15 protein-coding genes and 1 pseudogene are annotated in these 13,330 nt (G+C 62.8%); 7 read left to right on the forward strand and 9 right to left on the reverse strand.

What is annotated here, in order from left to right; translation table 11 throughout:
* The first annotated feature begins 143 nt into the window (after positions 1-143).
* The 4 genes and pseudogenes from G3N58_RS01660 (at position 144) to G3N58_RS01675 (ending at position 2,263) form a co-directional block, all read left to right on the forward strand.
* Positions 144-932 carry a DeoR/GlpR family DNA-binding transcription regulator gene (locus G3N58_RS01660; protein ID WP_167037148.1) on the forward strand — a complete coding sequence of 263 codons (789 nt, stop codon included), beginning with the start codon at positions 144-146 and terminating at the stop codon, positions 930-932.
* Positions 928-1,383, forward strand: a complete 456-nt coding sequence (locus G3N58_RS01665) for an IS4 family transposase (RefSeq protein ID WP_346778232.1) — start codon at positions 928-930, stop codon at positions 1,381-1,383. The genes G3N58_RS01660 and G3N58_RS01665 overlap by 5 nt, the downstream gene beginning before the upstream one ends.
* 181 nt (positions 1,384-1,564) lie before the next feature.
* A pseudogene (locus G3N58_RS01670) lies at positions 1,565-2,025 on the forward strand (DUF2778 domain-containing protein).
* On the forward strand, positions 2,006-2,263 hold the full coding sequence (locus G3N58_RS01675; protein ID WP_205998333.1) for a hypothetical protein: 258 nt from the start codon (positions 2,006-2,008) through the stop codon (positions 2,261-2,263). Before G3N58_RS01670 ends, G3N58_RS01675 begins: the two are co-directional and overlap by 20 nt.
* Positions 2,264-2,339: 76 nt before the next feature.
* Here G3N58_RS01675 and G3N58_RS01680 read toward each other — a convergent pair whose 3' ends face one another.
* Positions 2,340-2,663, reverse strand: a complete 324-nt coding sequence (locus tag G3N58_RS01680) for a hypothetical protein (protein ID WP_167281265.1) — start codon at positions 2,661-2,663, stop codon at positions 2,340-2,342.
* A 227-nt stretch (positions 2,664-2,890) separates the two neighbouring features.
* Between G3N58_RS01680 and G3N58_RS01685 the strand changes: the two genes are divergently transcribed.
* Complete coding sequence (locus G3N58_RS01685) at positions 2,891-3,688, forward strand: hypothetical protein (protein ID WP_205998334.1); 798 nt, start codon at positions 2,891-2,893, stop codon at positions 3,686-3,688.
* Here G3N58_RS01685 and G3N58_RS01690 read toward each other — a convergent pair.
* A complete protein-coding gene (locus G3N58_RS01690) occupies positions 3,600-4,640 on the reverse strand; it encodes an AraC family transcriptional regulator (RefSeq protein ID WP_205998335.1) in 1,041 nt (346 codons plus the stop codon). The genes G3N58_RS01685 and G3N58_RS01690 overlap by 89 nt on opposite strands.
* 395 nt (positions 4,641-5,035) lie before the next feature.
* Between G3N58_RS01690 and G3N58_RS01695 the strand changes: the two genes are divergently transcribed.
* Positions 5,036-5,302 carry a hypothetical protein gene (locus G3N58_RS01695; protein ID WP_205998336.1) on the forward strand — a complete coding sequence of 89 codons (267 nt, stop codon included), beginning with the start codon at positions 5,036-5,038 and terminating at the stop codon, positions 5,300-5,302.
* A 111-nt stretch (positions 5,303-5,413) separates the two neighbouring features.
* Positions 5,414-5,563, forward strand: a complete 150-nt coding sequence (locus G3N58_RS34575; protein WP_346778228.1) for a hypothetical protein — start codon at positions 5,414-5,416, stop codon at positions 5,561-5,563.
* 135 nt (positions 5,564-5,698) lie between these two features.
* Here G3N58_RS34575 and G3N58_RS01705 read toward each other — a convergent pair whose 3' ends face one another.
* The 7 genes from G3N58_RS01705 to G3N58_RS01735 all read right to left on the reverse strand — a co-directional run bounded on the left by G3N58_RS01705 (position 5,699) and on the right by G3N58_RS01735 (position 13,114).
* On the reverse strand, positions 5,699-6,496 hold the full coding sequence (locus tag G3N58_RS01705; RefSeq protein ID WP_205998338.1) for a 3-ketoacyl-ACP reductase: 798 nt from the start codon (positions 6,494-6,496) through the stop codon (positions 5,699-5,701).
* 36 nt (positions 6,497-6,532) lie between these two features.
* A complete protein-coding gene (gene denD, locus G3N58_RS01710) occupies positions 6,533-7,504 on the reverse strand; it encodes a D-erythronate dehydrogenase (RefSeq protein WP_205988133.1) in 972 nt (323 codons plus the stop codon).
* A gap of 135 nt (positions 7,505-7,639) precedes the next feature.
* Positions 7,640-8,920, reverse strand: coding sequence for a 3-oxo-tetronate kinase (gene otnK, locus G3N58_RS01715; protein WP_205998339.1), 1,281 nt, complete (start codon positions 8,918-8,920; stop codon positions 7,640-7,642).
* Between the two features lie 184 nt (positions 8,921-9,104).
* Positions 9,105-9,956, reverse strand: coding sequence for a fumarylacetoacetate hydrolase family protein (locus G3N58_RS01720; RefSeq protein ID WP_205998340.1), 852 nt, complete (start codon positions 9,954-9,956; stop codon positions 9,105-9,107).
* 33 nt (positions 9,957-9,989) lie between these two features.
* Positions 9,990-10,670 carry a DUF4286 family protein gene (locus G3N58_RS01725; protein WP_167037180.1) on the reverse strand — a complete coding sequence of 227 codons (681 nt, stop codon included), beginning with the start codon at positions 10,668-10,670 and terminating at the stop codon, positions 9,990-9,992.
* Positions 10,671-10,700: 30 nt separating this feature from the next.
* Positions 10,701-11,510: a ThiF family adenylyltransferase gene (locus G3N58_RS01730; protein ID WP_205998341.1), complete on the reverse strand. Its 810-nt coding sequence runs from the start codon at positions 11,508-11,510 to the stop codon at positions 10,701-10,703.
* On the reverse strand, positions 11,507-13,114 hold the full coding sequence (locus G3N58_RS01735; protein WP_167037186.1) for a CoA-transferase: 1,608 nt from the start codon (positions 13,112-13,114) through the stop codon (positions 11,507-11,509). The genes G3N58_RS01730 and G3N58_RS01735 overlap by 4 nt, the downstream gene beginning before the upstream one ends.
* Between the last annotated feature and the right edge of the window lie 216 nt (positions 13,115-13,330).

Genomic DNA, 13,330 nt, shown 5'->3' on the forward strand with positions numbered 1-13,330 from the left:
CAAGCCACCGGCATTCCATGCGTTAGCGACACGAGCAGCGCCGGAATGGGGATAAAGGACAAGGTAAACTACGTGCGCATCGTATTGCCCACGCCGTCTGCCTCGCCGCGCGGCGACGTCCCGAACCCAACGCCGAACATCTCATGAAAGTAGCCCGTCGCCGCGAAGCCATGCTCAAGGCCGTTCTCTCCGGCATGACCGAAGTGTCCGAGCTCTGCGAACACTTCGACATGTCGGAGGCCACCGTGCGCCGCGACCTGCGTGCGCTCGCCGACGAACGGCTCATTCTGCGCACCTATGGCGGCGCGGCTTCGGTCGGCAAGCATGCCCCCGAGGAGTCGCTCGAACAGCGCCGCCAGAGCTTTCAGGCGGAGAAGGATGCGATCGGCCACGCGGCAATGGCCCACGTGCGCCCCGGCGACACCATCTTCCTCGACAGCGGCACCACCACTGCCGCGCTCGCGCGCGCGCTCGCGCAGGCGGGCCAGCACGACATCCGCGTGGTGACGAACAACCTGCTCGCGGTTCAGGCGCTGGCGGGCAGCAGCGTGCCGCTCACGCTGATCGGCGGCGAGGTGCGCGAGCCGAGCATGAGCACCCTCGGGCCGATCGCGCAGCTCGCGCTCACGCGCGTGACGGTCGACAAGGCGTTCCTTGGCGCCGATGGCGTGGTGCCGGGTCGCGGCCTGTGCGAAGCGACGGCCGACCAGGCCTACCTCAAGGAATGCCTGATGCGCCAGGCAGCCAGCCTCTTCGTGCTCGTCACCGCCGACAAGCTCAACCGCGACAGCCAGCAACACTGGGCGCCCATCGACAAGCCGTGGACGCTCATCACCAACGCGAGCGCCTCGCACGCCGGGCTGCAAGCGTTCCGCAGTCTCGCAGGGCTCACGATCGAGACGATCTCGGTGCCCGGGGAAAGCGCGCATTGAAAGACGGAGCGTTCGGCAAACTCCCGAACTGATCAACTGGTATCGGACGCGATGGGAAATCGAAATCTGTTTCCACGTGCTCAAGAATAGCTGCGAAGTCGAGACGCTGCAATTGGCCGCCGTCGACCGGATTGAGCGTGCGCTGGCCTTGTTCATGGTAGTGGCGTGGCGTGCGACCTACCCGATGCGTAAAGGTCGCACCTGTCCGGATCTGGACGCCACTTTGCTCTTCGATCCAGATAAAATTCGCGGCGCCCATCTGCTGGCAAAAAAGAAGATGCCGGCGACGACGCCCACCGTGAACGAGGTCGTGCGGCTGATCGCGCAAATCGGCGAGCGCCCTGGCCGAAAGAGCGACGGCGAGCCCGGCGCCAAAACCATCTGGCGCGGCCTCGACAAAGTTCTCACTGCCGTTGACACGTTACGTGCGCTACGCGAAGGACTCGACTGACTTATGTATAACGCTATGCCTCTAATCCCACACAGATCGACAGCACGGATTAAGAATCGTCTGATTGCCCGCCGCCCGTCCTTGCCGCTACCGTGGGCGTTTCACCAACGGGAGTAGTTGAGTAGTGGCTTTTACTGGCAAGTTTGTAGTAGATAACCCGGATATATGTAAGCTTGCTATTGTGGGACTCGGCACGTTTAAAGCTTACTCCGGGAACGATCAATACAAGAATCGCGGCGGCTGTACGGATGTTCCAGACAATGGACCGATTCCGGCCGGAAAGTATTGGATCGTTGACCGACCTACAGGCGGATTCAGGTCGCAAGCATGGGCCACAGCAAAGGATATAGGAAACTCCATAATCGGGTCGCCGGTAGACCATCGGGAATGGTTCGCGCTCTATCGCGATGATGGTGTGATTGATGACGTGACCTGGATAAACGTGTAGAGCGGGGTAATTTCAGGTTGCATCCGTTTGGAGGTCGCGGTATTTCGCCAGGATGCATTACTCTGCTAAACCATGCCGATTTTATGTTTATCCGGCGCGCCCTTCTGGGAACCACTACCGTCTCCGTCCGTAATTCTGGGCTTCGTGCATATGGAACAATTGAGGTAGTGACCTATGGCAACACTTGCCCGTAAGCTTTTCAAGGTTGCACTATTCTGCGTGCTGTTCCGCATCTCATTGGCCTACGTCCACACATACCCGATGCCTATGCCAGAAAGCCAGGGTATTGCTTGGTTGCATGCGGCAAATCGGCTCGGGATTCGCGACCCCGACGATTTATACATACCCGTTATCCTGGTAGTCAATCTGTTCGTTGCCGCATTGTTCTATATGGCGATCATGAAGCTATGGCGGCGGTATCGCTCAAAGTAGAGCCACGTCATGCAAAAGCCCGGACGCTACGCACCGTCCAGGCTGGTGCGGCCCTCCGTAGCGGGTGCGGTTGGCGTTACGCGGTAACTTCAAAAATGTTTTCGTTGATGTAGCGGCTAATTGCAGGTTTCAGGGTTCCGAATCCGGTACGCTTGCAAAGCGCCTCAAATTCCGTAATGTTCGCAGTCGCTATATATCGGGTGTCCAGATAGGCGCGCGCGATGATGACGGCGCAATCCTCGCCTACCTTGTCGCCGTTCGACATTTCATAACCCTTGATGATGCGCAATCCGCAGCAGGCGCAAATTTTCCAGGTGTTGCGCGGGGGCGAAACCTTTTTACCCGAAAGAAAATCAACAGCGCGATCATCAAACATCCTGAGTTGGCGAATCAATTGCATGTCGTTCCCCTTGCCCGCGTACCAGTGGGCAGAATTGGAGGCGCTGGGTGGTCTGAAGCATGTCGTTATACGCAACGTGCCCGTCGTTCGGCGACGGCGGAGATAACGGCAATGACGACAACCCAAAGTCCGGCGGCACCCAGCCCTATTCGGTCGCCTACACGGATCTCAATGCAGGCGCGGGCATTAGCGGAACGCCGTGGGCCTGCGCCTCGTTCGTCGACAACATGCCGACCAAAACCAATGCGCAGACGCTGACGCAAAGCGGCTGGACAGGCCAGATCACCTACGGCGTTTCCGGTAGCCCCAAAACCTTGCAGGTCAACAATACGGCCAGCGCCAACCTGAGCCCGATCGGCATCGTCGGCAATACGTCGGTCCGCCTCTTCGATCCTGACGACGCGACCGGCACGCCGCTCGGCACGACCACCGAGCCGAATCTCGACGGCGCGTTCGAAATCTGCGCTCCGGCTCCCGCAGGCAGCATCAGCGACAACGGCTATGCGGCCACGGACATCCTGATTACCGGCAGTGCAAGCCAGGTCACGAACGTCGCCGAGCTGGCGGGCAAGAGCTTCGTGTTCAACCAGTACTGCGACCCGATCAATCAGGCCGCGCCGCAAACGCTGACGTTCGACTCCGCCGGCAATGCCAGTTTCGAGCTGTACGGGCTCGACCAATTCCGGTCCGCTGACTGCCGTGCCGGTTCCCGCCGCAGCGTTCCAGAGCGCCATGACCGGCACACCCTATGGCGACGCGCAACAGGGACAGACGCTCTGGACGGTCTACCGCTTCGTGACCGCGACACAGACCGTGAAATACGTCGTCGTGGAGCGGGGCTCGGCGGACGGCAACTACATCGGCATGTGGTACTGAGCCCGGGCGGCATCGGCGTGCCGTGCAGCCCCAGCCGGCACGACACGCCGATGCGAGCCGCTACCGCTCTGGCGCTACGCGCAGGCTGTCGTGATACTCCCGCATGTCCTGCGGCGCGAGGCCGTAAGCGCGCCGGAATGCCCGCGTGAAATCCGAGGCGCTTCTGAAGCCGTGCGCATAGGCGACGTCCCGCACCTGTACACCAGGCCACGCGACGAGTTCCGCGGCGGCGGCACGCAGGCGCACATGGCGGATATAGGCGCCCAGTCCCCCGTCGTGCTCAAACAGGCGATAGACCGTGGGCCGCGAAAGGCCCAGCGACTCCACGACCCGCTCGGGCGAAAGATCGTCGTCGTGCAGGTTCGTCTGCACGTAGCGGCGCGCCTGGTCGAACGCCATGGCCCGCGCGAGCGCAACCTTGCTGCCCTTCAGCCCCGCCTGTTCGCCGAACGTATCCGCGATCTGCAGCACGATCTCGCGCAGAACGCGGTAGGCGTCCCAAGGCGCCATGCGGCGTATCTGCGCGGCAAACGACAACACGCGGCCCGTCAGATAACGCACCGCGGGCAGGTGCGGCGAGAGCGCGCGTCCATGCAGGGCCGAGGGGTCGGGAAACACGTCTTGCAGCAGTTCGCCCGGCAGAAAAATCGTGACGTGCCGGCAAGGCGCGCGCCGGCACTGCACCGGCTGGTCGAGATCGATGGCGAAGATGCCGCCTTCGAGCGCCGCGTCCTTGCGCTTGCCCAGATAAACGAGCTCGCTGCCGTGCGTGTCGCCCAGGAACACATGGAAGACGATGCTGCGCGCGTTGTCCCGCGAGATTCGCGCGATCGTGCGGTCTTGCGTGATGCGGTCCGTGTAGCAATCGGCAAACAGGAATTCGCCCACGACGTAGCGGTCGATCCAGCCTCGAAACGGCTGCCTGTGCTCATCGCGCGTCGTCAGGAGATCGACCACGCCGATCATGCGCTCGCACCACGCCAGAAGCTGCTGCGAGGCGGGCAGCGCGGCAACGTCGAAATGCTGGTGCACGATTTCGAGCTGCCGGGCCGGGTCGAGGGTGACGGGTAGATCCTGAAAGTGTGTCTTGACGGCGGACATGGCGAAAATTCAGTGGATCAGCCGGACAAGCGGAAAAACCGCTTTGCCTGCTCATGCGTGGCAAAGCAGTCATGATAGACGCATCTGCTTTTTCAAGCGGCGGCAATCATCGCGGCGCTCGAACCCGATTACTCGCCCACCTTGAAGATCGACACCGCCGCCCGTGGCGTTTCGGCCTGATTGGCCGTCGCCGGCGCCGCGAACGCGATTTCTCCCATGATGTCTGTGCCCCCTTGAAGCGTGCCTTGTGCGGGCTTTTTGGGATGACGTTAATTCTCGTCAATTCATATTCTTCTTGGCCCCGGATCACGGCCTCATCTTCCATCATTATGCAACGCCTATCCCTGCCCGCAATTCAGGGCTTAACGCCGACGGAATAATTGAGGTTATGACGCATGACAACACTTGCCCATAGGGTATTCAAGATCGCCCTGTTCATCGGGCTCTTTCTTATTTCAGTTCGTTATATCCCGTTATCGAACGAGTGGTCGACAAGCGAAACGCGTGCATGGTTTGCCGCTTCGGATTTGCTCGGTGTCCGCGATCCCGATGACCTGTATTTCGCGGTGTGGCTAACCATCGAACTGATCGCGGCAGTGCTTGCCTATGTGGCGATCGTGAAGTTATGGCGGTGGTATCGCACGAAGTCATTGAGGTTATGACGTATGACAACACTTGCCCGTAGGGTGTTTAAGGTTCTGCTGTTTATAGGTCTGTACCTTCTGTCATTCCGCTTTGTCCGCCCGTACGACGATGGGTGGACAGAGTCCGAGATGCACGCATGGATACGCGCTTCGGAGCGGCTAGGCATCGACGATCCGGAAAACCTGTATATCGGCCTATGGATGACCATCGAACTGATCGCGGCGGTGCTTGCCTATGCGGCGATCATGAAGCTATGGCGGTGGTATCGCACGAAGTAGAAAAAGCCCCGGCAACGGGGCTTTCTTTTTGTTTTGGATAGTGCCTACGCGAGCCCCACCGCGTAGCGCGCGGGTCCACTGCCGAAGTGCACGCTCAACACCTGCCCTGTCCACTCGTACCCGGGGCCGCGATCTTCAGACCCGATGAATATGAAGACCGCCGTCGATATGAAAAGAATCGCCCGTGCTGAACGGGAAACAGCCCGACGCCAATGACGCAACGGCCTTGCCGATCTCGTCCACGGTTCCCCAGCGCGGGATCGGCGAAAAACCTTGCCGCAGCTTCTCGTCGTAATCGGCCTGCGCCACTTCCGTCATTCTGGTCTGAAAGATGCCCGGCCGCACCTCGTACACCGGTACGCCAAGCTCGCCGAGCCGCGCGGCGAACAGCTTCGTTACCGTGGTCAATGCCGACTTCGAGATGCAGTACTCCGCTCTGTTCGGCGCGATCAAAAATGCGTTCGCCGAGGAGATATTGATGATCGAACGGGTGCGCCCTTCGGCATCGGCGTCCGCCGCAAAACGGCGAGCGAGGCGTTGCGTCAGAAAGAACGTGCCACGCAGGTTGATGTTCAGCAGCCGGTCAAAGCTCTCGGGCGTGACATCGAGCAGGTCGCCGCGTTTCTCCACGCTCACGCCCGCATTGTTCACGAGGCAATCCACGCTCCCCAACGACGCCTGCACTTCGTCGAGCAGCGCGTCATGTCTGCCGAGGTCGGCGATGTTCGCCTCGAAGAAAGCCGCGCGCCGCCCCGCTGCCCGTATCGCGTTCAGCGTTTCGTCGGCGTCGCCATCGTGCTCCAGATCCGCGATGGCGATATCGAATCCGCTTGCGCAAAGCGCTCTCGCGATTGCGGCGCCGAGCCCGCGCCGGCCACCCGTAACCAGCGCAACCGGAGTCGATGAAACTTTCTTTTCGAGGGTAGGGTTCATATGCACATTGCCGGGGAAAGGATGTCTGTTCGGTACTTACGCGCTCAAGCCTTCATCGGCCAGGTACGCGCGAATGACGTCGGCGAAGTTCTCGTCACCGGCGAGACCGAGCGCATGCGCACGCGCGACGTCCCACTGGCCCGGCCAGCTCCCCACGATCTTTTCGACGCGCTCGTCGCGTTGCCAGTCGATGCGCGCCACGGCTTCGTCGCCCGCCACTTCGCGCAGCGCCGCGATCATCTCGTTCACGCTCACGGACAGGCCCGGCAGATTGATGACCGGCCGGTTGCCGAACTTCGCGCGATCGATCTCGCAGCCGGCGATCAGCGCCTTGACCGCGCTCTTCGGCGACAACAGCCACAGGCGCGTTGCGCCGTCGACGGGGCACACCGAGCGCTCGCCGTTCAGCGGCTCGCGGATGATGCCGCTCGCGAACGAAGAGGCCGCCGCGTTGGGCTTGCCCGGCCGCACGCTGATGGTCGGCAGGCGCAGCACGCGGCCGTCGACGAACCCGCGACGCGAGTAATCGCACAGCAGCAACTCGGCAATCGCTTTCTGCGCGCCATACGACGACTGGGGATTGAGCGCGGTGTCGTCCTGCACTACATCGGGCAACGCGCCGCCGTACACCGCAACCGAACTCGTGAACACGACGCGCGGTGCATGACCCGCGGCACGACACACTTCGAGCAATGCGCGCGAGGCGTCGAGGTTGATCCTCATGCCGAGATCGAAGTCCGCCTCTGCCTGGCCGCTCACGATCGCGGCGAGGTGGAAGACGGCTTCCGTGCCCGTGTCGATGTAGCGCTCCAGCACCGCGCGATCGGAGATGTCGCCGGTCACGGCTCGCACGCGCGCATCGCCGAGCAAACGGTCGTTGGTCGGGCGGGCCACGTCGAGCAGCACGACTTCCGTGATGGTCTTGCCGTTCAGCGTGTTGCCCGCGAGCAGCTGGCTCGCGAGACGCTGGCCGAGAAAGCCGGCGCCACCGGTGATAAGGATCTTCATGGGGTTCGTTCCAGGTGTGTTCGGAGGTAGGGTTGGCCGGCCAGGGCCTTCGGATACGCGGGCTTTCGTGACCGGGCGAATCAATCGAAATCAGGCGAATTCAAAAGCAGATGCAAGCATGGCGCAGAGGCGCAATCACAACGCGCTCAACGCTTTCGCGAAGAAATCGATCGCGCCGAAATTGCCGGACTTGAGTGCAAGCGCGAGCGGCGCATCGCCGGTATTCGCATCGATGGACTGCGTCGCCGGTACGCCGGGATCGATCTGCGGCCCGATGCGCAATGAACGCACGCCGAGCGCCTGCACGACCGCGCCCGACGTCTCGCCGCCCGCGACGACGAACTTTCGCACGCCTTCGTCGCGCAATGTGCGCGCGATGGACGCGAGTGCGTCTTCGACGAGATGCCCCGCCTTCTCGACGCCGAGTTCCTTCTGTACCGCCTTCACTTCGTCCGGCGACGACGTCGCGTAGATCAGGACGGTTTCATCGTTTTTCATATGAGCACGCGCGAATTCGACGGCCTGTTCGACCACCGCCTCACCGCGCGACAACGCCAGCGGATCGATGCGAAAGCCCGGCTTCGACGCACGCCACTGCGCAACCTGTGCGTTCGTCGCTTTCGACGCACTGCCTGCCAGCACCACCGACTTGCCTTCGATCTTCGGCAGATCGGCCGCATGCTCCGCGTGCTCCAGCAGATTCGCCGCGCGGAAGTTGGCCGGCAAGCCAAGCGCGATGCCCGAACCGCCCGTAATGAGCGAAAGATCGCGGCATGCTTCTCCGAGCACGAACAGATCTTCGTCGCAAATGGCATCCGCAATCGCAACACGTACGCCGTCTTTTTTCAGCGCTTCGATACGAGCGCGAATCGCCTCGGCACCCTGCGCGATCGTGTCGTAGCGGATCAGCCCGACCTTCGAGCGGGTCTGCCGCTGCAAGACGCGCACGAGGTTCGCATCGCCCATCGGCGTGAGCGGATGATTTTCCATTCCCGACTCGTTCAGCAGCACGTCGCCGACGAACAGATTGCCGCGAAAGATCGTGCGACCATTTTCTGGAAACGCGGGGCAAGCGATCGTGAAATCGTCTTTCAACGCATCGAGCAACGCGTCCGCGACCGGACCGATGTTGCCTTTGTCCGTCGAATCGAAGGTTGAGCAATACTTGAAGAAGAACTGCCGGCAGCCTTGAGCGCGCAGCCATTCGAGCGCTTCGAGCGACTGGCTGACCGCGGCGTCGGCCGCGATCGTACGGGACTTGAGGGCGACCACGAGCGCATCGGCCTCAAGCGGCGCGCCGCTCGCCGGCACGCCGATGGTCTGAACGGTGCGCATGCCGCCGCGCACGAGCATATTGGCGAGATCGGTCGCGCCGGTGAAATCATCGGCGATACAGCCGAGCAGTGCCTGCGCCATTATTTCGCTCCCTTCGGGACTTCCATGTCCGCAAAAATCCTGATAACCGCAAGAACCATCCTGGCCTCCAAGGCTGGCGGCAACCGCCGCGCCTCGCTGCAAGCCTGTCTGCACCAAGCGAACCGACCCGGCCGGTCGTGTCGTTCGACTCATGCCGCCGGGTCGATGATGCCACTACTGATGATTACTGCTCGCCCCAACGGCCGACGACCTGCTCCTGCACGCCGAGACCCTCGACGCTCAGACGCATCACATCGCCGGGCTTGAGATACTTTTCCGGCTTCATGCCGAGCCCGACGCCCGGCGGCGTGCCCGTGGTGATGACGTCGCCCGGCTCCAGCATCACGAACTCGCTGATGTACGACACGAGCTTGCGGATCGGGAAGATCATGTCGGACGTCGACGAGTTCTGGATACGCTCGCCGTTCAATTCCAGCCACAGCGACAGGCTCTGCACGTCGCCGGCTTCGTCGCCGGTCACGAGCCACGGGCCGAGCGGGCCGAACGTCGGCGCCATCTTGCCCTTGACCCACTGCCCGCCCTGTTCGAGCTGGAACGCGCGCTCCGAGACGTCGTTGCACACACAATACCCTGCGACGTAATCGAGCGCATCCTGCTCGCTGACGTTGTGCGCGCGCTTGCCGATCACCAGTGCGATTTCCACTTCCCAGTCGGCCTTCGTCGACTTCAGCGGCAGCAGCACGCGGTCATTCGGGCCGCAGATGCAGGACGGCGCCTTGTTGAAGAGGATCGGCTCCGCGGGAATCGGCGCATTCGTTTCGATGGCGTGCTGTACGTAGTTCAGACCCACGGCAATGAAGTTGCCCGGACGCGAAATGCACGCGCCAATGCGAGGATTGCCCTCGACGACGGGCAGCGTCGCGAGATCCAGCGCGCGGATTGTCTCGACGCCGTTGTCGGCGAAGAACGCCGGATTGAAGTCGCTCACATGCGCCGACAGGTCGCGAATCTTGCCTTCCTGATCGACCAGACCGGGCTTTTCCTGCCCCGCGTTACCAAAACGTACCAGTTTCATGATGGATTTCCGTTATGCAAGGATGAACACCGATCAGCGCGACTGCCCCAGTCTGCTGATCTCGAGGGTATAGATCTGACAGGGGTCGCCTGCCGCCGAGTACTGCTGCCAGTCGACGTCGCCCAGCGCGCGCGCCGTTTCGCTCGCACCGTGTTCCGTCGTGCATTCGATCAGAAGCACACGCGATGGCACCGCGAACGCGCCGCCGCGATGTTGCGCCTCCGTCGTTTTGACGTTGCTCGCATCCGTGTCGGCGGCGAACAGGTGGGCGGCCACCACATCCGGCCGCTTCAGGATGCGCGGAAACAGCTCCTGCGCGACGAATTCGATCAGCCGCTTCGCCGCGCCCTCTTCCACGCGTAGTTGCAGCGTGATCGCATAGGCGCCGGTGCTATCGCCAGTGGAATGCTCGATCTGGCAGATCGAGCGCGCGGTATTGCGGAAATGCTTGACGTTGGCCTGCGTCGACGGCGCCGGATTGTTCAGGCGTTCGAGATAGGCGGGCCCCGTCAGCGTATCCAGATCGACGGCCTCGTAGACCGTCAGCCATTCGGGCGACGCACTCGCGCCGCGATAACGGCGGCCGCGCAGGAACCCGTCGATCGACAGGCGTTCAGGAATATGGTCCTTGTTGTGCCATTCGTAGAAGTCCGCTCGCGCCTCTTCAACGATATCGTTCCAGATGAGAACGAAGGCGGAACCCAGCAACGACATGATGGATGTCTCCGGTTGTGATGACGGCGGTTAGCGGATATGGAAGAACTCGAGGATCGCGTCGATCTGGCCGGTATGCATGTCGACACCCGTCGCGGTCGGACAGCCGTACCGGCGCGCATGAGCGATCAGCGCGCTCGGGCGATCGGCCGGGCGCAGCACCACGTCGCCGACAATCACCTGACTGTCGAGCGGCCCGAGGTCGACCGGCATGCCGTCGTCATCGCGCATCCCGACGATCGACGCATTGACGATCAGATCGTGGCCGGCCGCGCTCGCGGCCGCGCTGCGCACGTCGCATCCATCCGCGTCCCGCGCAAGCAGGTTCGCGAGATTCGCCGCACGCGCCGTGTCCTTGTCATAGACGGTGAGCGCCTTCACGCCCGCGTCCAGCAGTGCGCCCGCTATCGCGCTGCCCGCCCCGCCGCAGCCGATCACGAGCGCGCGCTTGCCGGCCAGCTCGTGTCCATGCGCGATCAGCCCGCGCACAAAACCCTCGCCATCGAACATGTCGCCGAACCAGCCGCCGTCCGCTTCGCGGCGCAATGCATTGACCGCGCCCACGCGCTGCGCACGCGGATGCACACGATCGGCGATCGCGAGCGCGTCGGCCTTGAACGGCGCCGTCACGAGCACGCCGTCGAGATTGCGCAGCTTCAGCAGCGCCGGCAGCACCTCGTGAATCTCGGAAGCGGCGATGTGCACCGGCACGAGCACGGCGTCGATGCCCGCCTTCGCCAGTTCCCCGCAATAGACTTCCGGCGAGCGCACCTGCACGACCGGATCGCCGACGATGGCATAGAGGCGCGTCTTTCCTGTGATCGAAGGTAGCGTGCTCATGCGTGGCTCCCGTACCATTCGGCGACGCGCTGCGAGCGATAGCGGCGCGCCTTGCCCGACGTTTCCGCGGCGAGGCCCATGAGACCCGGCGCGAAGATGCGTGCGTCCATTTCGCGCAGATCCGTTGCCACGGGCGTGCGGAAATCCATCTGCGAGAAGATGTCGCGTTCGAGATCGACGCCCGGCGCGACTTCGATCAGCTCCAGGCCCGCTGCGCCGACCCGGAACACCGCGCGCTCGGTCACGAAGAGCGCGGTATTGCCGCGTTGATGTGCGAGCGCCGCGTTGTAGCAGATCTGTTCGAGAGAACCGACGAATTTGCGGTGCCGCCCTTCCTGCACGATCGTCGTGCGGCCGCCGTTCCACTGCACGTCGAGACCGCCCGCGGTCAGCGTGCCGCTGAAAATCACCCGCTTCGCGTTCTGGCTGATATTGATGAACCCGCCGACGCCGACGATCTTGTCGCCGAAGCGGCTGATATTGACGTTGCCATGCGCGTCGACTTCGGCGAAAGACAGGAACGCCAGATCGAGGCCGCCGCCGTCATAGAAGTCGAACTGCGAGGGCTGCTCGATCATCGCCGCGAAGTTCTGCGCGCCGCCGGAGTCGCGCCCCGTGATCGGCGCGCCGCCGATCAGCCCCTGCTCGTTCGTCAGGATGACCGAATCGAGCAGACCTTCCTCGGCCGCGACGGTCGAGAGTCCGGTCGAAATGCCCGCGCCGAGATTGCAGACCGCCGCCGGATACAGCTCCATGGCCGCGCGCCTCACAATCACCTTACGCGGCCCGAACGGCAGCGGCTTGATTTCGCTCAGCGGCACGCGCAGCTCGCCCGCGTAGCTCGGGTCGTAGTCGGTCGCGTAGGTTTGCCGCTGTTCGGATTCGACCACCACGAAGTCGACGAGAATGCCGGGAATCTTGACCTGCTTCGGCGGCAGCGTGCCGCTACGCGCCATGCGCTTCACCTGCACGATCGTGATGCCGCCCGCGCGGCGCGTGGCCTGCGCCATCGCGATCATTTCGCCGAGCACCGCTTCCTGCTCCATCGTGATGTTGCCGTCCTCGTCGGCCGTCGTGCCGCGCAGGAAAGCGACGTCGATCGGGAACGGCTTGAAGCGCAGCCACTCTTCGTTGTCGAGCGTAATCAGTTCGACGAGCTGCTCCTCGGTGCGCGGACTTTGCCGGGCGCCCTGCTGGCGCGGATCGACGAACGTGTTCAGGCCGGTCTTCGTGATCAGGCCGGGGCGGCCGCCCGCCATTTCCCGCATCAACTGGGACAGCACGCCCTGCGGCAGCGTATAGGCCTCGATGCGGTCCTGAGCGGCCATCTCCAGCAGCCCCGGCGAGTCGATCAGCGCGCTGGTGATCGCCCGCTTGAGCAGACCGTCGTGAGCGAGGTGGCTCGCGCCGAGCGCGGCGCGGTCGCCGATGCCGACGACGCTGATCGACGTGAGATCGCGCGGCTGCTGCTCGGCGAGAAAACGCCGCTCGACGGCCGCGAGCAGCGCCTCGGGGACCGCATGCCCGCCGCCCGATCCGCTGATCAGGACCGAGTCGCCTGTACGCACCAGGCTTGCCGCTTCGTCAGAAGTAATTCGTTGCATGAGAGTGTCTGCGTCCGGTTGAATTTGGAAGGCCGCCCGCGCGGCCCGGCAATCTCAATGTAACCGGTCTCATAAATATCCGCAAGAACGACCGCATTATTCCAGGGAAGACCCCTATGTTTTGCGTATTAGACGCATATTTCACTGGATAGACGTTGCGAAAAACAAAATGTAACCGGTATTATTTCTGCACCACGGTGGGTTTCCCTACCGTGC

It is taken from the genome of Paraburkholderia sp. Ac-20342 (assembly GCF_017104985.1).
Classification (GTDB): Bacteria; Pseudomonadota; Gammaproteobacteria; order Burkholderiales; family Burkholderiaceae; genus Paraburkholderia.